Source organism: Bacillus sp. FSL K6-3459 (genome assembly GCF_038003305.1).
GTDB lineage: Bacteria > Bacillota > Bacilli > Bacillales > Bacillaceae > Bacillus > Bacillus pumilus_O.
Genome location: NZ_JBBOOW010000001.1, coordinates 897,134 through 918,952 on the forward strand (window position 1 = coordinate 897,134; position 21,819 = coordinate 918,952).

Annotated in this window: 22 protein-coding genes, 1 tRNA gene and 1 pseudogene; 17 read left to right on the top strand and 7 right to left on the bottom strand. The window is 39.1% G+C overall.

Annotation, left to right across the window (positions count from 1 at the left end; genetic code table 11):
• Positions 1 to 11: 11 nt before the first annotated feature.
• From MHI35_RS04325 to MHI35_RS04335, 3 genes and pseudogenes are all read left to right on the top strand, one after another.
• Complete coding sequence (locus MHI35_RS04325; protein ID WP_335349837.1) at positions 12 to 806, top strand: phosphotransferase; 795 nt, start codon at positions 12 to 14, stop codon at positions 804 to 806.
• 147 nt (positions 807 to 953) lie between these two features.
• Positions 954 to 1,384, top strand: a pseudogene (locus MHI35_RS04330) (DUF7832 domain-containing protein).
• 55 nt (positions 1,385 to 1,439) lie between these two features.
• Positions 1,440 to 2,144: a hypothetical protein gene (locus tag MHI35_RS04335; protein ID WP_335349838.1), complete on the top strand. Its 705-nt coding sequence runs from the start codon at positions 1,440 to 1,442 to the stop codon at positions 2,142 to 2,144.
• Between the two features lie 18 nt (positions 2,145 to 2,162).
• Here the strand turns inward: MHI35_RS04335 and MHI35_RS04340 are convergent, their stop codons facing one another.
• Positions 2,163 to 2,720: a histidine phosphatase family protein gene (locus MHI35_RS04340; RefSeq protein WP_335349839.1), complete on the bottom strand. Its 558-nt coding sequence runs from the start codon at positions 2,718 to 2,720 to the stop codon at positions 2,163 to 2,165.
• Between the two features lie 56 nt (positions 2,721 to 2,776).
• Entirely contained in the window at positions 2,777 to 2,968 is a 192-nt protein-coding gene (locus MHI35_RS04345) for a hypothetical protein (RefSeq protein WP_088003881.1), read from the bottom strand.
• 207 nt (positions 2,969 to 3,175) lie between these two features.
• Between MHI35_RS04345 and MHI35_RS04350 the strand changes: the two genes are divergently transcribed.
• Positions 3,176 to 4,326, top strand: a protein-coding gene (locus MHI35_RS04350) for an IS3 family transposase (protein WP_340991167.1) whose coding sequence is annotated in 2 segments (ribosomal slippage) — positions 3,176 to 3,449 and positions 3,449 to 4,326 — 1,152 coding nt in all. Because the reading frame shifts where the segments join, the coding sequence is not laid out codon by codon here.
• A gap of 141 nt (positions 4,327 to 4,467) precedes the next feature.
• On the opposite strand, the gene MHI35_RS04355 is transcribed toward MHI35_RS04350, so the two are convergent.
• Positions 4,468 to 5,157, bottom strand: a complete 690-nt coding sequence (locus MHI35_RS04355; protein ID WP_335349815.1) for a DUF1963 domain-containing protein — start codon at positions 5,155 to 5,157, stop codon at positions 4,468 to 4,470.
• Between the two features lie 18 nt (positions 5,158 to 5,175).
• Positions 5,176 to 5,979 carry a DUF2262 domain-containing protein gene (locus MHI35_RS04360; protein WP_335349814.1) on the bottom strand — a complete coding sequence of 268 codons (804 nt, stop codon included), beginning with the start codon at positions 5,977 to 5,979 and terminating at the stop codon, positions 5,176 to 5,178.
• Positions 5,980 to 6,512: 533 nt separating this feature from the next.
• On the opposite strand from MHI35_RS04360, the gene MHI35_RS04365 reads away from it, so the two are divergent.
• Both MHI35_RS04365 and lepB read left to right on the top strand, forming a co-directional pair.
• Entirely contained in the window at positions 6,513 to 8,453 is a 1,941-nt protein-coding gene (locus MHI35_RS04365) for an LTA synthase family protein (protein WP_335349813.1), read from the top strand.
• A 155-nt stretch (positions 8,454 to 8,608) separates the two neighbouring features.
• Positions 8,609 to 9,175, top strand: coding sequence for a signal peptidase I (gene lepB, locus MHI35_RS04370; protein ID WP_144522395.1), 567 nt, complete (start codon positions 8,609 to 8,611; stop codon positions 9,173 to 9,175).
• 124 nt (positions 9,176 to 9,299) lie between these two features.
• On the opposite strand, the gene MHI35_RS04375 is transcribed toward lepB, so the two are convergent.
• The gene (locus MHI35_RS04375; protein WP_172692994.1) at positions 9,300 to 10,652 is read right to left on the bottom strand and encodes an IS1182 family transposase; all 1,353 of its coding nucleotides are present in this window, start codon (positions 10,650 to 10,652) and stop codon (positions 9,300 to 9,302) included.
• Positions 10,653 to 10,781: 129 nt separating this feature from the next.
• Positions 10,782 to 12,077 (bottom strand): homocysteine synthase, encoded by a 1,296-nt coding sequence (locus tag MHI35_RS04380; protein WP_335348960.1) that lies wholly within the window; start codon positions 12,075 to 12,077, stop codon positions 10,782 to 10,784.
• Between the two features lie 767 nt (positions 12,078 to 12,844).
• Between MHI35_RS04380 and MHI35_RS04385 the strand changes: the two genes are divergently transcribed.
• The 7 genes from MHI35_RS04385 to MHI35_RS04415 all read left to right on the top strand — a co-directional run bounded on the left by MHI35_RS04385 (position 12,845) and on the right by MHI35_RS04415 (position 17,492).
• Entirely contained in the window at positions 12,845 to 13,057 is a 213-nt protein-coding gene (locus tag MHI35_RS04385; protein ID WP_012009371.1) for a hypothetical protein, read from the top strand.
• Positions 13,058 to 13,172: 115 nt separating this feature from the next.
• Positions 13,173 to 13,919, top strand: coding sequence for an ABC transporter ATP-binding protein (locus tag MHI35_RS04390; protein WP_211064404.1), 747 nt, complete (start codon positions 13,173 to 13,175; stop codon positions 13,917 to 13,919).
• The gene (locus MHI35_RS04395) at positions 13,897 to 15,363 is read left to right on the top strand and encodes a hypothetical protein (RefSeq protein WP_335348959.1); all 1,467 of its coding nucleotides are present in this window, start codon (positions 13,897 to 13,899) and stop codon (positions 15,361 to 15,363) included. The genes MHI35_RS04390 and MHI35_RS04395 overlap by 23 nt, the downstream gene beginning before the upstream one ends.
• Entirely contained in the window at positions 15,347 to 16,252 is a 906-nt protein-coding gene (locus MHI35_RS04400; RefSeq protein WP_335348958.1) for a metallopeptidase, read from the top strand. Before MHI35_RS04395 ends, MHI35_RS04400 begins: the two co-directional genes overlap by 17 nt.
• A complete protein-coding gene (locus MHI35_RS04405) occupies positions 16,249 to 16,530 on the top strand; it encodes a hypothetical protein (RefSeq protein ID WP_012009367.1) in 282 nt (93 codons plus the stop codon). The genes MHI35_RS04400 and MHI35_RS04405 overlap by 4 nt, the downstream gene beginning before the upstream one ends.
• Before the next feature lie 80 nt (positions 16,531 to 16,610).
• Complete coding sequence (locus MHI35_RS04410; RefSeq protein ID WP_335348957.1) at positions 16,611 to 17,291, top strand: hypothetical protein; 681 nt, start codon at positions 16,611 to 16,613, stop codon at positions 17,289 to 17,291.
• Between the two features lie 127 nt (positions 17,292 to 17,418).
• Positions 17,419 to 17,492 (top strand) — tRNA-Gly (locus MHI35_RS04415).
• 98 nt (positions 17,493 to 17,590) lie between these two features.
• Here MHI35_RS04415 and MHI35_RS04420 read toward each other — a convergent pair.
• The gene (locus tag MHI35_RS04420; protein ID WP_335348956.1) at positions 17,591 to 18,187 is read right to left on the bottom strand and encodes a hypothetical protein; all 597 of its coding nucleotides are present in this window, start codon (positions 18,185 to 18,187) and stop codon (positions 17,591 to 17,593) included.
• A gap of 83 nt (positions 18,188 to 18,270) precedes the next feature.
• On the opposite strand from MHI35_RS04420, the gene queG reads away from it, so the two are divergent.
• The 4 genes from queG to MHI35_RS04440 all read left to right on the top strand — a co-directional run bounded on the left by queG (position 18,271) and on the right by MHI35_RS04440 (position 21,778).
• The gene (gene queG, locus MHI35_RS04425; protein WP_211064408.1) at positions 18,271 to 19,419 is read left to right on the top strand and encodes a tRNA epoxyqueuosine(34) reductase QueG; all 1,149 of its coding nucleotides are present in this window, start codon (positions 18,271 to 18,273) and stop codon (positions 19,417 to 19,419) included.
• Between the two features lie 62 nt (positions 19,420 to 19,481).
• Positions 19,482 to 20,384, top strand: a complete 903-nt coding sequence (locus MHI35_RS04430) for an amidase domain-containing protein (protein ID WP_335348955.1) — start codon at positions 19,482 to 19,484, stop codon at positions 20,382 to 20,384.
• Between the two features lie 43 nt (positions 20,385 to 20,427).
• Positions 20,428 to 20,901: a tRNA (uridine(34)/cytosine(34)/5-carboxymethylaminomethyluridine(34)-2'-O)-methyltransferase TrmL gene (trmL, locus tag MHI35_RS04435; RefSeq protein ID WP_003211950.1), complete on the top strand. Its 474-nt coding sequence runs from the start codon at positions 20,428 to 20,430 to the stop codon at positions 20,899 to 20,901.
• Positions 20,902 to 21,070: 169 nt separating this feature from the next.
• Positions 21,071 to 21,778, top strand: coding sequence for a YrpD family protein (locus tag MHI35_RS04440; protein ID WP_335348954.1), 708 nt, complete (start codon positions 21,071 to 21,073; stop codon positions 21,776 to 21,778).
• Positions 21,779 to 21,819: the final 41 nt, after the last annotated feature.

The following is a 21,819-nucleotide window of genomic DNA, read 5'->3' on the forward strand; positions in this document are numbered from 1 at the left end:
GGGGAGAATTTATGAAAAAACAAAATGATCATGAGGAGTTATTAACAGGTGGAAACGTCTCGAACGTATATCGTTCGGGAGATACGGTTCGTCGAGAAGTAAAGTCAGACAATATCAATATACGAAAGCTGCTAAAGCATTTAGAAAAAAAGAATTTTTCCTATGCTCCAAAGTTTTTAGGGGTTGATGAAAAAGGCCGAGAGATCTTGTCCTTCATTGAAGGTGTAGCCGGTCATGATCCCTTAGAAGAATACATGTGCTCTAACAATGCTTTAAAAGAAATAGCGATAATGCTTAGACGGTATCATGATGCTGTTTGTGATTTTCCAATTTCAGACGATTGGGAACGAATGGACAATACGCCTAACAACATAGAGGTTGTGTGCCATAATGATTTTGCTATGTACAACATTATTTTCAAAGATAAAAAGCCAGTGGGGATCATTGATTTTGATGTAGCTGCTCCGGGTCCAAGACTTTGGGATATCGCTTATACCCTTTATACATGTGTGCCTCTCAGTAGATTTTTTCGCACTGAAGCGGGGGAGATCGTTAATTATCACGCATTAGAACATGCAGGCCATATAAAGTATAGAGTCAAACTGTTTTTTGAAGCTTATGGTGAGGAAATAGCAGAAGATTATGTGGAGATGGTGCTGTTGCGTTTAAAAGGGTTATGTCAGTACATGAAACGAAAAGCGAGTGACGGGGATATTGCTTTTCAAAAAATGATTGATGAGGGGCACCTTGAACATTATCAAAAAGACATACAATTCATTCATGAACACAGAAAAGAATGGGTTTGAGGATGCCAAGGGGCCTCTAAAAGAGAAGGAACAATTAGGTGTTTATTCCACTCTTATCACGCTTACATAAGAGACTAAAAGAAATTGACTTTATCTAGACCTAAAGTTATTTTTGAAATAGAGAAGATATGAAGGGGGCTGGAAATGTTGTTTGAAGTGATCGTTTATGATAAAGCAAAGTATCATTATGATGGGGATTTTCCAAAGGACTTATCTATTGAACAAGCCTTCGTACATACAGGCATGTTTTTGGGTTGAATCATTGATAATGATTTGTTCAGTGAAGAATTTGAAGAAGCATTGAGGGTGAAATTCAAAAATTTAAATCACGAGAAGTGACAGGGACTCAAATTTATATGAAATGTGATGGAGTGTTTTCAAATGATATGCTGAATGATGAAGGAAATGAATTTGCCCAAGATTATTTCGATTTTGAAAATCGGTTGTATTTAGATGACTACGAGGAGACATTTCCAGAAGCCGAAGATGTATATGATGTTAAAGATAGTTGGGAGAACTACGAAAAAATCAAAAAAGTGATTCAAAAACGTTATTTAGATTGGAAGAACCATCGTTAAAGAATTAGATTTATGAATCAAATAGAAGGAATGTTAAAAAGGCGGAGTTGTTAACTTGCAAATGAAGACGATTTTACAGACCATCATTGAAGACGAGAGATCACATGATTATCTGCTTTTTAGACAGTACTGTGTGAAGAAAGAACAGGGTGTGCGTAAAGATGCGTTAAAGGTTCTCCAGTTATTTGTTGAAGAGATGAATGAGACCGAATTTGCAGCACGGCGTTCATTTGTTGCTTGGCTATTTGAGAAGATTGAACGGTTTGACGATGGTCATCATGTGCTTGTTTATCCATTGATCATTGGGGTGATTCAGCCTGTTCTGCAAGAATGGGAGAAGGTTGATCCGGTGGATGTGAGACCATATCGCTGGCAAGGCTTGTTTGTGCATCAGGGAGAAGGGCTGCCCTATTTATTGAAAGCACTGGTGCTTGGAGGCAGCAAGGAGCAGCGTGTCATTGTTCAAATTTGCGAAACCTATTTATCGGCTTTATGGTATTCGTTTCATCATATACATGAAGATCTTTATTTAAGCACCTATGAGAAAGACCAAGAGCGAATTCAAGGTATTGAAGATGTCATGATGCTGATTGAAGATAAGAGGATTCGCACGAATGTTGAAAAACAAGCAGCCTATTATGGTCAGCTTTTATCGGACTGGATGGAATTTCAGCAAACGGAGACAAGAGGCTTCATGAAATGGTGTGCGGAGCGTCAGAAGCTGTATGAGTGGGTAGAGGCTTTTTATTATCAACAATAGATGAGGAAACGGCAGAGTTCATTCTGCCGTTTCTTTATGCCATATTCGCTTTATTTCTACATGATCTGGTTTGAAATATGTCAGGACATAGACATCTGGATTGCTTAGTTTCTCCCACTTTTTGAATCCAATCGTGGGATCGGCGTGTTTAAGAAGCAAGCTCATGATATTGCCATGTGTGACAAATAGCGTATGATCTTTTTCTGAATTTATTTGTTCGTAGAGTACTTCTACAATGCGGTTCATGGCTTCAAGGCTTGATTCTCCGCCCTCACAAGTCAAATGTAAGTCTGTAAAACTAAGCTTTAGTTTCTCATACCAATCGTCTATTGGTTTGCGGCTTAGCACACGTTCAGAAAGACGCTGATCAATTTTGACTCTGAGTTGTTTTGCATGAGCAAGAGGTTCAGAGGTTTGGATCGCTCGCTTATAGGGACTTGAGATGATCTGGTTGAGATGGATGCTGGAAAAGAACTGTGCTAGTGCGTGAGATTGTGCGATGCCTTGTGGCGTTAAAGACGCATCCTCGGATTGTCCATTGGCTTGGCAGTGTCTAACAATATAATATGTTTTCATAGGTCACACCTTTCACCGGGTATAAAAAAATCATCCAGAATTGGATGAGGATAGGTTCATTTGTTCGGGTCTATTTCTTTATAGGGATCTGTGAGCTTCGAGGTGAGGTCTAAGTTGAACAAAAAATCATCTACGGTGTCTGTGCCAAAGGGAAGTGCGGAGAAGTTAATTGGGATGCTGTCTTCTTGTTTTTCAGAGGTGACCTGCTGTGTTTGCTGCTTTTTTTTCCAGTATTTAAACAAGCGCATGTGAAGCCCCCTTTTCTATGAAAAAGATGGATTTATACATAATATACGGGGAGAGTTGTCCAGGCGTCAAATGTTTTCTTCAAAAGGATATATGAAAAGAGCCACACAGGATGGGACTGACCCCATAAGATGAGACAAATAAAAAACACCTTCAAGTTTGAAAACGGATCGTTGTGATCCGAAATAAAACATGGAGGTGTTTTTTCTATGGGGACAAGAGTGAGTTATCCGGTTGAAGTCAAACAGAAGGCTGTGGAAATGAGGTTGGCAGGCGTACCTATGAAAGAGATCATGCAGGAATTGAATATCAAGAATAAGACGCAGGTTCAGACATGGGTGAGATGGCATAAAGCTGGGGATACACACAGGTTCGAACAACCTGTTGGAAAACAATATACCTATGGAAAGGGCCCCGAGTACTCTTCTGAATTAGAGAGACTACAGGCAGAAAATCGCTATTTGAGTCAACAGAATGAAGTTTTAAAAAAGTACAACGAATTGGAAAGGAAGTTGATAAGGAAACGTCAATCAAACTGGTAGAAGAATTGCGCAAAACGATGACGGTACAGGACATCTGTGTCCATTTAGGCATCTTACGTACTTCGTATTATAGATGGAAAAAAGATTTGACTCAGACTCATTCTGAAAGACAACTAGAGAAACAGGTCGGCACGTTGTGCCGAAAGCACAAATATCGATATGGTTATCGGAAAATCACAGCCATACTAAAAATGAGAATGCGTATTAACCATAAAACTGTTCAACGTATCATGCAGAAAAACCAGTGGCAATGCCGGGTTAAAATGAAAAAGCGTAAGAAGAATGGGCAGCCTTATGCCGTAGCTGGTAATATACTGGATCGGAATTTTCAGTCTGATCGCCCTCTTGAAAAACTAGTAACGGACATCACGTATTTGCCTTATGGACAGAAACAATTGTACCTTTCCAGTATATTGGATTTATATAATGGAGAAGTGATTGCTTTTACGATTGGTGATAAGCAGGACACAGACTTTATCTTAAACACACTTAATCAGCTCCCAGCACTTCCTGAGAATTGCGTGTTACATAGCGATCAAGGTTCTGTGTATACATCTTACGAGTATCAGAAAGCTGTTCATATAAAAGGCATTACCATGAGCATGTCCCGTAAAGGGACGCCCGCTGATAATGCCTCCATCGAATCGTTTCATTCCTCACTAAAGTCTGAAACGTTCTATCTTAACAGGATTGATCGCACTACAACCACCATCGTAGAACGCACTGTCAAAGAATACATTTATTATTATAACAACATTCGTATTCAAACGAAACTAAACAACCAATCACCGATAAACTATCGGCAATTGGCTGTATAAAGGTGTTTTGATTCCTGTCTCAAAAACGGGGGTCAGTCCCGGATAGTGCGGCTCTTTTTGTACATTCATATAGCATGACGTAATGCTTTCAGCAATTTGCGTTTGCATTCCTTTTTGATGGAGTTTTTCTGCTAATGACCTTTAAAAACAATCCCAGTGCATAAACCATTCTTTTGTGTCTTTGTCGTAATAGAAATACATCGTGCCGTTATCACCAATCATAAACCGAGGTTTTTCTTCTGAAGCGATTTGTAGCATGAATTCGCCTGGTTGGTGATGGGGTGGGGATTGAATATATGCACCATACCCACCGATTTTTGTGAAAGGATAATTGGTGTATTGTTTAAAGAAATGTTCTGTCGCTTCATCACTTTCGTTTACTTCTGATAAATCGACGTATGACCACGCTTCTTCCCAGCAAGGGTGGTCTTCTTGCTCACGTTCCTCCCATTGGATTTGAAAGGGTTTTAATCCTCTCACCTCTTCAGGAGTCTCAACTATTTCTAATCCATCCATAGTTGAATATTCAATGAGTTTCCAGCCTTCGCCGTTTTTTGTGATATCCATCGGAAGTGCTTTCTGATTGAGAAAGATTTGAATCAATCTAAATTCATTGAATCCGTTTAATCCTCCTGGCACTTCAGGTAAATGAATTTGTAAGATCGGAATCATGGCACCATCTTGATCTATGGGCCAGCCTTGATCAGGGTGGATGAAGAAATGACCGGCAAACCAGCTGTGTGCTGTTGGATCAGGACGGAAGCCACCAATCTTAGCCACGACGGGTGTTTTTCCTATTTGTTTTAATTCATGAAAAGCTTTGATCTCCATTACTTACCCCTCCAATCTTTAGCCTGCAATGTGAGCGTCATGAAAGATGCCATTGATATTACCTGAGACAATGATGACATGTCCCCAAAATAAATCACCGTCGTGACAGTAGATCTCAAACTCTCCATTTGGGTAGGCATGCAAGCTTTCGAGTGAGATGCAGCTTATAAAGTGATCCAGTGTAAGATCTTCTTGTGTTTCGGCGGAGTCATCTTGTGCCTGCCAGTCTTTAGCTAGTTCAATCAGTTGATTTGCTGCAAATGATTTAATGGAAGCATCCCATGTGTTCTGCTCTTCCATGAGTTGTCTAGCGGTTCGAAGAGAGTCGTTTATTTTTTCGTCTTCTTCGAGGTTGAAGTAGAGAAGGCACTCCTGATAGCTCCATTGAATCGTTGTTTCAAATAAGTCTAGTCCTTTCACTAATTCAAAGGTGCCCAGCAGGTCATCATGATAAAAGACAGGTTTTTGGGCTTCTTCTAGTATCTCTTGCAGTTCTTCATCCTGTGTGTCTGTATCGATAAGTGATACAAGCATGAACTCACCTTCACCTTTTCGGACCTGAAGTGTCACAATTGATTCTTTATGTAATTGTGCCTGCTTTTCCCTTAATCCCTCTTGATCTGTTAACCAGCAGAGCCTTATGTTTTCAGTTGTGATGAGGTCTTTATCCTTCCATGCAATTAGTGGAATAGAAGCGGTCCAAAGAGCTTCCTGTCCGGCTTTTCCTGCACCTACTCCTGAAGGTCCTGTGACAGCAATGATGTGGACTATTTCTTCTGAAAATCGTTCTTCAAATGCGTTTATTTGTTTGTTATGTTTCATGTGATGTCCCCCAGCCTGATTTGTTGAAAATCTATATCTTTATCACACCGCACATAAGGAGGAGAAATCAAGCTTTTTTTGTTTAAAACTTTTTTAGATTGTCAGATGGAGAGAAAATACATGGATGGCTAGAGGTTGAGTCACAATAAACACGAATAAGATATGTATCGAATTTTGTATGAAATTAGGATAAAGAGTCGAAAGACCTAGGTGATTCTTCCTTTTCTTTATAATTACTTTGACACGAATAGATGAAAAAAGTAAAGTAGTACTGAGTGATTTACAAACCCTTCTTCATCCATTGAATTGCAAAGTGTATGTAAATCAAACGTAAATGGATATTTTTCCTTTTATTTACTCGTATTTTTTTTGAAACCTATGATGCTCCTCATACGTTATATTAAAGAAGCACACATATCCGGCGGAAACAGAGCATCGGAATGCTTGGTGAAGAAGATTTACATTTGCAATATCAATGTAAATTTTTTATGATTTCATTTATATCAGAACGATAATAAGAAAGAAGAGGTTTTATGAAAAAAATATTTGCGAACAAATATAGCTTTTTTGTATTGGCTGTCCTTTTATTTTGGGCGAAATCGTATGCAGCCTACAAAATGGACTTTAATTTAGGAGTGAAAGGTTCTTTTCAAGAGGGTCTTCTTTTATTAAATCCATTTAGTTCAGCCATTGTGTTTTTGGGACTGGCTCTCTTTTTGAAGGGTCGTAAATCTGCCATTGTTTTAATTGTGATTGACTTTATTATGACCGCACTTTTATATGCGAATGTAGCGTACTATCGTTTCTTTGATGACTTTTTGACTTTCTCCACAATGAAGCAAGCAGGCAATCTTGGAGGAGGCATGACTGGCGGTGTGTTATCTAGTATTAAGCCGCATGACCTTTTGTACTTCCTTGATATCATTATCTTGATTGCGATTGTGATCTGGAGACCAGAAGTGAAGAAATTCCAAATGAAAAAGACATTTGCACTATTGATTGTGGCTGCAGGTGTAGGACTATTCTTTGTAAACCTTCATTTAGCTGAAAAGGACCGTCCAGAATTATTAACAAGAACATTTGATCATAAGTATGTTGTCAAATATTTAGGTGTTTATAATTATACGATTTATGACGGAGTACAATCTGCACAAAATGCAACACAGGTAGCAAATGCGAGCAGTGAAGATTTAACGGATGTTGTCAACTACACAGCTTCTCACTATGCGAAACCAAACGCAGAGTATTTCGGTAAAGCTAAAGGGAAAAACATCATTAAAATCCATTTAGAAAGCTTCCAGTCTTTCTTGATTGACTACAAACTAAATGGAGAAGAAGTGACACCGTTTTTAAACAAGCTGGCTCACGGGAAAGAGGACTTTACGTATTTCGATAATTTCTTCCATCAGACAGGTCAAGGAAAGACAGCTGATGCTGAGCTGATGATGGATAATAGTATGTTCGGCTTGCCAGAGGGAGCAGCGTTTGTGACAAAAGGTGAAAATACTTACCAATCACTCCCTGCCATCTTAGATCAAAAAGCAGGCTATACGAGCGCAGTGCTTCACGGCGACTATAAATCTTTCTGGAACCGTGACACGATTTATAAGCATATGGGATATGATCAATTCTTCGATGCTTCCTATTACAACATGGATGAAGAAAATCTTGTGAATATGGGTCTGAAGGATAAACCATTCTTCAAAGAATCAATTCCGATGCTAGAATCAATGAAAAACCCATTTTATGCACATTTAATGACATTGACTAATCACTACCCATTTAATTTAGATGAAAAAGATGCGACGATTGCTAAGGCAACAACTGGTGACAAAACAGTAGATAACTACTTCCAAACAGCAAGATATCTCGATGAGTCATTAGAGCAATTCTTTAAAGACTTGAAAAAATCAGGTATGTATAAAGACTCTGTCATTTTATTATATGGTGATCACAACGGTATTTCTGAAAACCATAACCGTGCAATGAGCGAGATTCAAGGGAAAGAAATTACACCTTATCAAAATGCACAAAACCAGCGTGTACCACTCATGATTCGTATTCCTGGCAAACAGGGCGGCGTGAACCATACGTATGGTGGTGAAGTAGACGTGATGCCTACACTTCTTCACTTACAAGGTATTGATTCAAATGAGTATGTGAATTTTGGAACAGATTTATTCTCTAAGAAGCATGATCAAACTGTTGCATTCCGTAATGGAAACTATGTGACACCAAAATATACACTTGTAGATAACACTGTCTACGATACAAAAACAGGTAAAGTTGTGAAGCAAAATAAAAAGACAGAGGCGATTAAAGCCCGTGTCGATAATCAGTTAAGCCTTTCAGATAAAGTGCTTTATAGGGATCTTCTTCGATTCCATAAGCTGTCTGATTTTAAACCAGTGAATCCATCTGATTATTTCTATGGTAAATCAAAAGAAAAAGAAGAGGATTCTTCTGCTAAGTAACTGAGTTTTGGGCAAGCACAGAAGGGTGCTTGCCTTTTTCTCTCTCATCGCTTGATTTGTTGGCAAAATATGTTTATATTTAGGGTGATACAAGCGTGATGCTGGCGCGCAGCTGATGGAACGCATTTCGTCCTAGGGGATTTCAGGAGGAGCTTATGACAACAAATACAAAAACACAAAAAAAGAAGTCAGAAGTATGGGGCTGGCTCAAAGCGATCTTAATCGCATTCATCGCTGTTTTTATTATTCGTAACTTTTTATTCGCACCGTACATTGTAAAAGGAACCTCTATGGAACCAACATTGCATAATACAGAACGGGTTTTTGTGAATAAGACGGTTGATTATTTCGGCGATTACAAGCGGGGACAGATCATTGTTCTTGATGGGGAAGACCGCAGCACTCATTATGTTAAACGGTTGATTGGTTTACCCGGTGATAAAATTGAAATGAAAAATGATCAGCTATATGTCAATGGTCAAAAAGTGGCGGAGCCTTACTTAGCGTCAAACAAAAAGGAAGCAGCCGCAGATGGGATCTTGCTGACACCTGATTTTGGTCCTCTTACCGTTCCAAAAGGCAAGTATTTTGTCATGGGTGACAACCGTCAAAACTCAATGGACAGCCGCAATGGCTTAGGTCTCTTTACAAAGAGTGATATTCAAGGAACAACATCATTTGTGTTTTATCCTTTCCAAGACGTTCGACTACTTAATGACTAATGACGCAAAAAAAGCACACCTCAGTGTGCTCAGCTTGTAGAGAAACTCATGTTTTTCTACAGGCTTTTTTATTTTCATCGTAATTATGATGGATGAGATTTAATGAAAAAGGCCTCCCACACACCTAGCCTAGCTTCGCTAGGTGTGTGGCAATCTTTTTCATGTTCTGGCACGCAGCTGTGAGGAGAACTTGCTCACTCACATTTTGTTTCCCCCTTAACCGGCAGTAGCGAAGCCCATGCAGTTGTTTTGAATCTGCAAAGCTTCGCTCTATTTTTTCTTTTCTTTTTTTATATAGCTCTTTTCCAGAAACAGTTAGACGATTCTGTCTGATCTTTTCTTTATGTTCTTCCCATATGTGTCTTGAGATGACTCTTTGATGATTTTTCGACCTTGTGCATCTTTCAAGGAAAGGACACGATGCACATTTTTTAGGATCTGATTTGTAGAATCGATAACCTTTTCGATCTGTTGTCGTATATAAAAGCTTCTCACCTTTTGGGCATATGTAATGATCATTTTCAGAATCATACTGAAATTTCCACTTCTCAAATAATCCTCTTGTTGGATGAAAACGTCTATGGGCAATGACACCAAAAATATGTCGATCAGATAAACCTTTACAAATTGGTGTTGTCAAATAACCTGAATCAAGCGCAACAGCTTCTACTTGAAAACCAAATCGTGCGATTTGGTGATCTAACCGATCAAGATATGGAACAGAATCATGGACATTTCCAGGCGTGACATGAGCATCGGTGATGATATTATACTTCATATCTGTTGTCCGGTGGTCTAGGTAGAAAAAGCCTTCAGGCTTGTTTTCGCGATATAGATAGCCACTTTCAGGATCAGTCATACTTTGACGAATGTCTTTTTCTGTTTTCACCTCCTCTTTTACCTTTAAGGGCTTTTTTCCATGTGCCACCCGATCTTCTTGGACTGCTTCTTCTAAATCATTGATATAGTTCTGGGTATCTTGTTCAATCGTTTTTCTCGTATATTTATGTTTATTAGCATTGGCTTTAAGATGAGTTGAATCAGTAAAAAGAACGCGACCTCCTACCATATCATGATTGATAGCTTGAAGCACAATCTCATCGAAAATGTCTTGAAAAATCGTTGTATTTTTAAATCGAGTACGACGATTCCAACTAATAGTGGAGTGATGGGGAACGGGATCATTGATGTTCAAACCTAAAAACCATCTATACGCCATGTTATAGTAAATTTCTTTTTCGAGTTGTCTTTCAGAACGGATACCGTAAAGGTATCCGATAAACATCATTTTGAACAAAATAAGCGGATCAAGAGAAGGACGACCTTTATTCTCACTATAATAGGGTTTTACTTTATCTACGATAAATGAAAAATCAATGTACTGATCAATTTTACGAAGCAGGTGATCCTCTTCGACCAGTTGATCTAGCAATACAAATTCGGCTTCGTGCTGAGAAGAATTTCTAGTGTGGAACATGAGAAAAACACCTTCCTTTAGAATGTTTTTCTCTATTATAAAATGGAGTGGTGGAAAATTTAAGGGGAAAAATAAAGCTGCCGAGATTTTCTCGACAGCCTGAGCACACCTCAGTGTGCTTTTTCTATTTTATTCAGCCTGACTTTTTGTGATTGCTTGTTCAAGGTCTGCGATAATGTCTTCAATCGCTTCTGTTCCAACAGATAAACGAATAAGCTCTGGGGTGACGCCTGTCGCTTTTTGTTCTGCTTCACTTAATTGCTGATGCGTTGTGCTGGCAGGATGAATAATGAGTGATTTAGAATCGCCCACATTTGCAAGGTGTGAGAATAACTTAACGGAATCAATGAGTTTTTTACCTGCTTCTCTCCCGCCACTAATACCAAATGTGAGAATAGCGCCTTGTCCTTTTGGCAAATAGGTTTGAGCAAGCTCATAAGATTCATGGGTTTCAAGACCTGGATAGCTTACCCAATCTACAAGAGGATGATCTTGTAAGAATTGCGCTGTTTTTAAAGCATTTTCACTATGTCGCTCCAGGCGCAGATGCAGAGTTTCTAGACCTTGCAAAAGTAAAAATGAGTTAAAAGGTGACAAGGCTGCTCCTAAATCCCGTAAGAGCTGTACACGTGCTTTTGTGATATATGCCGCTTCTCCAATTGCTTCGGTATACGTCAGCCCGTGATAACTTGGATCTGGTTCAGTCAGCCCTTTGAACTTATCACTGTCTGCCCAAGGGAACTTGCCGCTATCGACAATGACACCGCCAATTGATGTACCATGACCGCCAATGAATTTCGTAGCGGAATGAACGACAATGTCTGCACCAAACTCAATCGGTCTTAATAAATAAGGACTTGCGAGTGTATTATCCACAATAAGCGGAATATGGTGCTTGTGTGCAATGGCTGAGATGGCTTCAATATGTAGAATATCGCCTTTAGGATTCCCAATGCTTTCTGCATACACTGCCTTCGTTTTGTCTGTTATCGCTGATTCGAGTTCTTCTAAATTGGATGAATCAACAAATTTCACTGTAATGCCGAGTTTTTTGAGTGTATGAGCAAATAAATTGTACGTGCCTCCATAAAGGCTGCTGGAGGAGACAATTTCGTCACCAGCTCCTGCAATGTTTAAAATAGAATAAGTGGTCGCTGCTTGTCCAGAAGAGACAGCAAGTGCACCAATGCCGCCCTCAAGCTCGGCGATCCGTTTTTCAAAGACGTCATTTGTAGGATTCATAATGCGAGAATAAATATTTCCGGGTTCCTGCAGTCCGAATAAATTCGCCGCATGCTCACTATCTCTAAAACCGAAAGAGCTTGTTTGGTAAATAGGCACGGCTCTTGAATAGGTTGCTGAATCAAGCTCCTGACCTGCGTGAATGGCTTTTGTTTCTAAACGGAATGGACGTTCTTCTGACATGTGTGTATCCTCCTTTTGTTAGATAAAACCAACTACTTTGATAAGAAATATTTAATAAGACTATAAATCTTGTTTCATGCTTGGTCAATCATTTTTTAGATAAATCTGAAAAAATAATAAATAAAGTTGATCGGCTTTTTCATTTCAATAAGGAAAGGTGTGGACATGCTGGATGAAAAAGAGAAATTGTTTCATTAGAGAATACGGATCCGTTTTTTGAAAGCAATCAATCATTGCCAGCTAGTGAAATCATGGAATGTTTATGCTGCAATGTGCTTTTTCATAGAAAGAAGCGAATCATATGTTGGGTGTTACTTAAGAAAAGAAAGGGCTTTTTTCCCAATGCGCTTTCTTGTATATACATATTTTAAGTGACAAGAGAAGAAGGAAAATAGACTCACTCTTTTGTCGGAATTATCAGTAAATATTTCATAATTGGTGTTTTAACGACATATAATCAGGACTTTTTTATCTGATATATCGGGGGAATTCTTTCTATTTCACAAAAAAGAAAGAATATATAAAGAGATTGATAAATAAGGACTATTTCAAAAAATGAAGGTTTTATTGCCATTATATGGGTTTGGTGGTTCTTAAGGGGTGGGAAAATCTAGATAATAAGTTAGAGGTTCTACACTTAAAAGTGAAGAATTGAATAAAAAGTCACATTTTATACGAAAGCACGTTCGGTCAAAAATGGGATCTTCTGTTGATGTTTGGAGAGTGAAGCCTATGATACGATCATCATAAGCTGGGAGGTGAAAAGTATGACTTATGCAGCGCCGCAAGTTGACTATTCCACTATGGAACCTGCTATTATGGACCAAGCTTGGTTCTTAGTATTTGTTGCTGTCCTTCTTGGATTGGGAGCAACAGTTGTTCTAGGAGCAGCAGTTTGGTGTATAGCTAACGGCAAGGGTAGCTTTACAGGAGCCGTTCAGTGGGAAAGTGGCTTAAAAGTCCAAATTGAATGTAAGTAGCTATACTTAGGATTCATCTTTTTACTTCTATGAAATGACACCAGGGCTAAACCGTCTGTGGCGGGCGGTTTAGCCTGATCTGTTTTTAAAGAATATGCAGACACTTGGAGGTTATATGTTTACGATCGAGAAATTAACCAAGACGTATAAAAATAACGTGACTGCTGTCAATGATTTTCATTTACAGATCGCCCCTCATCAAATCGTTGCTGTTGCTGGACCGAATGGTTCCGGTAAAACAACGATGATTAACTGTATACTCGGCATCATCAAGCATACAGAAGGAACGATTCTTTTGCAGGACGTCACAAATGACGAACCATCCTTTAAAAAACAAGTAGCCTATGTTCCAGATGATCTGCTGCTCCCTGAAGCATTGACTGGTGCTGAATATTTAGATTTTGTGTCTTCTATGTATGAATGTAAAACAATTCATAGAAGAAATCAACTAATTGAACTGTTTGATATGGACTCGGCTTTATCAAGACCGATTGAAACCTATTCACATGGTATGAAAAAAAAGACACAGCTGATTGCCGCCTTTATGCTTGATAGTCAATTGGTGATCATGGATGAGCCCTTTAGAGGACTTGATATTGAAGCGGTTATAAACACAAAGAAACTGATGAAACGTTATGCCGAGCACCATGGTGCGATCTTGCTTTCAACGCATGATATGCTTTCAGCGGAAGAGCTGTGCCATAAAATCGCCATTATTTCTAAAGGAAATAAAATGGATGAAGGAACGGTCTCAGCCTTAAAGGAGAAGTATCAATCAAGCACATTGGAACAGGTGTTTCTGAAAGCTTCAATGTTAAGTGATAGGGGTGCACATTTTGATGAAATCATTAATCATTTCTAGAATGATGCTTAAAATGTGGCAGCAGGAGATGTATAAGCTCTTTGATACTCAGACGAAGCGGATCATTGTGATTTTATTCTTTTTATTTGCCGTCACAATGGGCGCCATCATCGGATACAGTTTTACGGGTGTCTTTATGAAGGCATTCTTAAATGGCGATGAACGTTCACTTGGATTACTCGTTGTGTCAATGGCGATCAATGCATCCATCTTTACAAGTCTGTTATTCATTTTGATCAAGGTCAGAACGCCTGAGCAAGACCGTTTTTCTATGCAACTCAGCTGGTTCCCGCTTTCTACTTTTCAGAAAAGCCTTGGATACTTTATTCCGATGGTGACAGTGGTGGCAGGGCTTGTTTTATTTTTTATCGGTATTCTGCTTTTACCTAATTTTATTGCCCAGGGAATAGGTGTTTACTTTATTGTTACGTTCTTTTTGATGGTGATTTTGCAATCGCTTTTTGTCTTAATGCTTTTGCAACTCATTTATAATATGACGTATTTGGTCGTTCTAAAATTAAAATTACCGTTGCAAAAATTTGCAGCGATCTTTGTTTTATTAGCACTGGTTGTAGCGTATGGAATGACGCATTTTGATATCAGTCAAATGCAGCAATCATATATACAGTTTGATTATCATTTGATGTATTTTACAGCACCATTTTTCTTAGCTACTCAAGGAATGTCTCCTAACGGGGTAAACTATGCAATGTTGATTCTGTTTATCCTTTTATCGGCGGGAGGCGCATTTCTTTCTCTTGCGATGATGCCGATTATGGCAGAGAAAAAAGCGTTAACCTTTTTAAACAAACTGCCGTTCTCTCCTTCAAAAAATTGGGCACTGATTGTAAAGGAAATGAAATCACAGGTGCGAAATGAAGAAAACATTTTAAATTTTCTCATTCTCCTCATTGTGATCTTATTCGTCCGTTATCAGTTTGGGTTCCGCTTTGAAGAAGAAGCATTTTTTGTTCTCTGTGCTCTCGCTGGATTAACCGCCTTCAATTCATTTGGCAATGATAAACGAATGCTGGGGATGTACAAAACATTTGGTCTAAGATCGTGGGAAGTGGCTCTGTATAAGTTTATCGGGCTTTTGCTTGTTGGTGTAATGCAAATTGCAATTTTCATGCTCACAACGCTGACCCTTCCTGATCAAGTTTTGAACGTATTGATTGGGGCCGCTGTGCTATGCAATGCCACTGCGCTCTTTTATGTGGTAGGTATTTTGCTTCCGCTTGATCGGAACAATCCCTACACAGGCATTTTTTCATTTGGAGCACTTATTTTACTCATGATTCCGATTGTTTTTATTGGAAACTATGTCATAGGGGAGTCGAGTCAAACGCTTCAGTGGCTGCTTGTAGCTGCATTTGAAGGTCTGCTCATCTTTGCCATATATAAAGGTTTTTCATGGAGGTATTCACATGATTCAACTTCTTAACAATAAGCTAAAGATTGAGCGGGTACCGGCACTCGCGCCGTATGTGACCTTACAAAAGAGACATCTCACGGATACGCAATATGGAAGCACACTCCCAATTAATGAAAGTGCGTATCATATGTTAACGAAAGTAGATGGCAAAAGGACAGAAGCGAGTATTACAGTAGAGCTCGCCGATTTGTTTCAGGTCGATGAGTCTGTGATTTCTCGAGACTTTTATCAACTGATGATTGGGTTAAATCAGCACCACTTACTGTCTATTCATTATCAATCACCGTATCGGATTGTGACAGCTTGCTGTCAATTTTTCAAACAGTATCAAGTGAAAATGAAGGAACGATTTGATTGCACTGGTCACTCGTTCCTTCATATTTTTGGGACAGCATTACTCATGGTGACACGTAAAATCATCTTTTTCTGGATGCTTTTTATGGTCATGGCAGGGATCGCTTTTTTATTCATTCCTGATCGATCGATTGCAACTATTGCGATTTATTTTACAATTATTTATTTTGGATTAATTACCGGGACCGCCTTACATGAGGCAGCACATGGCTATGCGCATCGTAAATTTGCGGGACGGGATGGTCCACAAGGTTTTTTTGCGAGTGATATGATGTCTGTGAAATTTGTGAGACCTGTATTAGATCCGTTTCAGAAAAAGCAGGTATGGATTACCTTGCTTGGGCCGCTTGTCCCAGGTGTGATCGGGGCAGCAGGGATCATTGTGACCGTATTATGTCTAAAAGAAAATCCAATTTCAACAGGTTTCTTTATTTTTTCTATCACGTATTTTATTCAATTACTCTATCTTCTTCCGTTTATGGGGGATGGTAAATCTATTATGAAGCAGCTATTGCTTGGGGGAATGGGAGGACAACGATCATGAACGTACAGGCGATGAAACAAGGTGCAATTGTTGGTGGTTTTCTTGGGTTTTTAGGCTTTCCGATGCTGACAATCGGTGTATTGTTCTATCATTTATTTCAATCAAAAACGAATGATGCTTTATTATTTAACAGTCTCGCTTTTGAGATGGAAGGTTCATCCGCATTTACTTTTCAGATCAAGCCAAACTTTTTTATTTATATGATGGTGATTTTTGCCGCGAGTTTTCTCATTGTGGCCATCTTATCAGCCATGAAGCAGAAAAAAGCGAAAGGTTAGGAGAATTCTCCTAATCTTTTTTTGTATATTAAACCAAATATTAGTATAATAGAAAATAAAAAACATCAAAGGGGATCTCAATGTTAAAAAAATGGAGTGTTCTTATATTCACTTTTGTTCTATTAGCAGGATGCGGCGAGAAGGCCGAAGAAACCACACAAACTGAGAAGACGGTATCAGAAAAACCTGCAACAGAAAAAAATAAAAAAACAGCAACTCAAGATGAAATAACTATCGAACCTATGAAACTAACAAAAAATGAAAAAAATCTTCTGGAATCATTATCAGATAAATCATTTGAAGCGATGACAGTGAAGGGATTAAAAGAAAGTGTCAAAAGTGTTTCCTTGATCGGTTTGCATTACAAGGATGGACAATTATTGAAAGAAGATACAAAAAAAATCACCCTGAAACTTCATCAAAATGGTGTCGATAACAGTGTCAAATTTATCTATCAGATAGAAGAGAAAAAAGATGATCTGCTAAAAGTAACGTATAGCTTGTGGAAAGATAAAGAGCAGAGCGAACAAACGAAGCTCGACACTAGCGTGGATTTTAAACAGGACGTGGGAGGAAACACAACGATATCAGAAACAGATATTTTTCACATGTCTCCTGGAGAGAAAAAATTAATTTCTATTACCATCACGACTGGAATGAACTATGAGTTTTCTGGTTTAACAAATTCTGAAAAGATTCTAAAAGAAGAATTAAAAGATGTGAAGCAGGCTTATTTGGTGTATTTGCAGCTCGATAAATAACTATCGTAATATATACAGAGAATATGAAGTTTTTTGACGAAAAATCTTCATATTCTCTTGACGAATTGTTAAGAAAGTTGTAACATAATAAAAGTCAACGCGATGACGTTGCTTTTTGAAAATTGATGCGGGTGTAGTTTAGTGGTAAAACCTCAGCCTTCCAAGCTGATGTCGTGAGTTCGATTCTCATCACCCGCTCCAATACATAATTTTGTTTATAACGCAGTATTTCGTTTCTTAGATAAACGAAGTGTTGCGTTTTTTATTATGTCAATATAATGTGGAAAAGCACTGTCAAGCTACAGTGCTTTCTCAATAAGCTCATAATTACTTTCTCCACCATGTATTTGTACAAACATCTTCGTCAAGGATTGAATGAGAGCTTCACTCTTTTCCCGGGAAATAGAGGGCGGAAACAGGATGATTTGCAGAATGTTTTTTGTGCCTTTAGAAATGTGAGCTTTACTTGGTTGAGAAAATAATCCTTTAAGCCCTGCTTTGTCTTGCCATTCAATGTGACCAGTCTCATGTTTTGCTAGTGAAAGTGGCTTTTCTAGGCGATCAGCATCGAAGGTCAGGATAGGCAAGAAATATTTTAAAGAGAAAAAGATCGACAAATCCTGTACGGAATTGGTCGAGTCAATAAATTGTTCCTTTTGGATATCCGCAAGAATTGGCAGGAAAGGAACGTCTTTTAAAAGGTCCGTCCATTCTTTGATTGCTGGTACTTTCTCTAAAACTTTATCTTCGTATTCAAAGAATAAAGATTCTTGAAACAGGCGGAGCCGGCCTTTTAACATTTGAGGCGATGTGCCAACTTCAATATGCGAATATTCAATCTGTCCAACATGGATAGACGGGTTTTCAGGATGAGAAATTTCCATATGTATCTTCACAGTGACTCACTCCAATCGGTCGTGATACACTCGTATTATACTGAAAACAACAGAAGAAACAAAGAAAGGAGGTTTGCAAGGTGATTCATGTTGGAGAATTAAAAGAAGAATTGATTCAATATGCGAAAGAAATTGGTGTTGATAAAATTCGATTTGCAAGTGCTGATACATTTGATTCATTAAAAGACCGCCTCATCTTACATGAATCGTTAGGGTATTTGTCAGGCTTTGAAGAGCCAGATATCGAAAAACGAACAAACCCTTCTTTGCTGCTTCCGAAGGCCAAATCAATTGTTGCGATAGCGCTCGCATATCCTTCCAAAATGAAAGATGCTCCTCGAAGTACTAAGGATGCAAGAAGAGGGATCTTCTGCCGTGCCTCTTGGGGAACAGACTATCATGTTGTGCTGAAAAAGAAGCTCGACATGCTTGAAGAATTCTTGCGTAGCAAACATGTCGACATACGAACAAAGTCAATGGTGGACACAGGTGAACTGTCTGATCGTGCAGTAGCGGAACGTGCTGGCATCGGTTTTAGTGCGAAGAACTGTATGATTATCACGCCAGAGTTTGGGTCTTACGTGTATTTGGCCGAAATGATCACAAATGTCCCCTTTGAACCGGATGAGAAAATTGAAGACCAGTGCGGAACGTGTAATAAATGTGTCGATTCGTGTCCAACTGGTGCACTTGTGAATCCAGGGCAGCTGAATTCACAACGATGTATTTCCTTTTTAACGCAAACAAAAGGGTTTTTGCCTGACGAATTTCGTTCGAAAATAGGAAATCGATTGTATGGGTGTGATACGTGCCAAATTGTCTGCCCGATCAATAAAGGAAAGGACTTTCACCTGCATCCTGAAATGGAACCAGACCCAGAAATTGCGAAGCCGCTCTTAAAGCCGCTTCTTACGATCAGTAATCGTGAGTTTAAAGAAAAATACGGTCATGTTTCAGGTTCATGGCGGGGGAAAAAGCCAATTCAGCGAAATGCGATTTTGGCACTTGCACACTTTAAAGATACATCTGCCTTACCCGTGTTGATGGATTTGATGCACAAGGACCCACGGCCTGTTATTCGAGGAACGGCTGCTTGGGCAATAGGGAAGATTGGCGATGAGGAGCTGCTCCCAGAGCTGGAAAAAGCCCTTGAGCGGGAAAGTGATGAAGAAGCGAAACAAGAAATTGTTAAAGGGATTGATCTTTTACAGACACCTTTAAATACTAAATAACATCCCTGTGCACATAGAATGAACCAAACAGAGATGTTTAAAAAAAGTTTGGTGGTGTCTGTGTGAAACGATTATTAGAGCAAACATTAGAAGACAGGTTTGGTTATTTATTAAATGGGAATGAAATCAAACAGCCACAGCTCATGTCTGATGTGGAAGCAATCGAACGGAAAAAAGAACTTTTTGCTAGAAGACAGGTGGAGATTGTCAAAGCGAAAGCCAAAGCTACACTCCTCGATTCATCGATTCAGGATGACGGGGCTCAGCATGTGCAGTATCTCGCTCATCTTACTTATGTCTGCAAGGATGTAGACGAATCTTTTTATTTAGAGGAGCAGGTAGAAAAAAGAGAAGCGTTCCTTTACAACGACATGCTTGTGAAAGACAGGTTGATGATAGAAAAGCGTCAAATGGAAGAGCAAGTGGATGAGCGTTTTCAGACCGAAGAACAGCTTGGGAGAGCCTTTCAATATGATCGTCGGGCAGCCGTGCAATATGCGGAGACGTACTGGAATAAACGAAATCCTGCCTATAAAAATTTTGAAGATAACTGCACAAATTTTATTTCACAATGCTTGAAGGCTGGAAATGCGCCAACGAGAGGGTATCCGAACCGCGGATCTGGCTGGTGGGTGCGGCCGCATACGTGGAGTTATAGCTGGACGGTGGCCCATTCGATGAAAAATTATTTAGCGAATTCGAAAGCTGGTTTAAGAGCAAAGAAACTCAAGGAAGCGCAGGAGCTTCAAATTGGTGATGTCATTTGCTACGATTTTGAGGGAGATGGCAGGTATAATCATACAACCATTGTTGTCGATCACGATAAAAGCGGAATGCCTCTTGTGAATGCCCAGACATATGACAGCCGTATGCGTTATTGGTCGTATGAGGATTCAACCGCCTATACTCCTGCTATTCGTTATACGTTTTTTCACATTTTGGACGATGCCGCGAAGGATAGTTAATGGTATAATGTTGAGCGGAAAAGAAAATTAGAGGTGAACTTTTTTGGGACTTCATGTCGTTTTATATCAACCAGAGATTCCAGCTAATACTGGAAATATTGCGCGTACATGTGCAGCAACAAATACAACCCTTCATCTGATTCGTCCGCTTGGTTTTTCGACAGATGATAAAATGCTGAAGCGTGCAGGACTTGATTATTGGAAATATGCCAATGTAGTCTATCATGACTCGCTTGATGAATTGTTTGAGGCTCATCCGAAGGGGCAATTCTTCTATATCACAAAATTTGGCCAAAAGCCGCATACGACATTTGATTACTCTCAGTTAGATGAAGATTACTTCTTCGTTTTTGGCAGAGAGACAAGTGGATTGCCGAAAGATTTGATCGAGCGGAATATGGATCGATGCCTTCGTTTACCGATGACAGAACATGTTCGTTCTCTGAATCTATCGAATACGGCAGCAATTCTTGTGTATGAAGCACTTCGCCAGCAGCAATACCGTGATCTGATTTAAGGTCATTATGAAAGCCGGGATACTGATCTCGGCTTTTTTTATATGAGATAAGAAACAAAAAGAAGGAAAATACGAAACTTTTATACTTTTTTTGACATGTAAAAAAATAGGCAGTATGATAGATTGTGATAACGTTTTCAAAAATGAATCCATTAGGAGGAAAAATGAGATGAAAAAGCTACTGATCACTAGTGCCATTAGCACAGCTATTTTAATGGGGACGATTCCAGTGAGTATCCCAGGTCTCTCTCAGACGCAGGAAATAGAAGCAGCGCAATTATCGAAAGGTATCGGTGGGCGTACTTATATCAATAGCAATGGATCCATATTGGTCACAAAGATTCAACTCCCTTCGGCAATGAGTGTGTCAAACGGGACAGCTTATATTTATTCTGGATTTACAGGGTCAAAGGAAGCGGATATTGGTCTTCAATACAGTTCAACATATAATGTGTGGAAACCTACGATGAAAGTAGGAGCAAATAATCAAGAGACCTATATCGAAGGAAAAAATGACTTTACGTATACAAAGGGATTTAAGCCTGGGAGTACTGTGCAAATGACCATTTATAAAAACTTGAATGGGCATACAAGAGCAACGTTCTGGGGAACAAATAATGTTGGTTATACTGGGCGTATCATCACAGAAATCCAAAGCTCAAACATTGGCTCTGTGACGAAGTGGAAATTACTGTCGACAGTAGCAGTGACTGACGATATCTATCGGAAAGATATTCGGGCGAACTTCTCTACTCGTTTTACTGACATCACATTAGACAGTCGTGCCGTTACACCTGTGATTGATACGCAAGACTTTACGTCCATTCAAGTATCAGGGAATACAGTAAATATGCAGGTGCTAAAAACAAAGAACTAAATAAAAAGGATGTTCCGCTAATGGAACATCCTTTTTTTCAT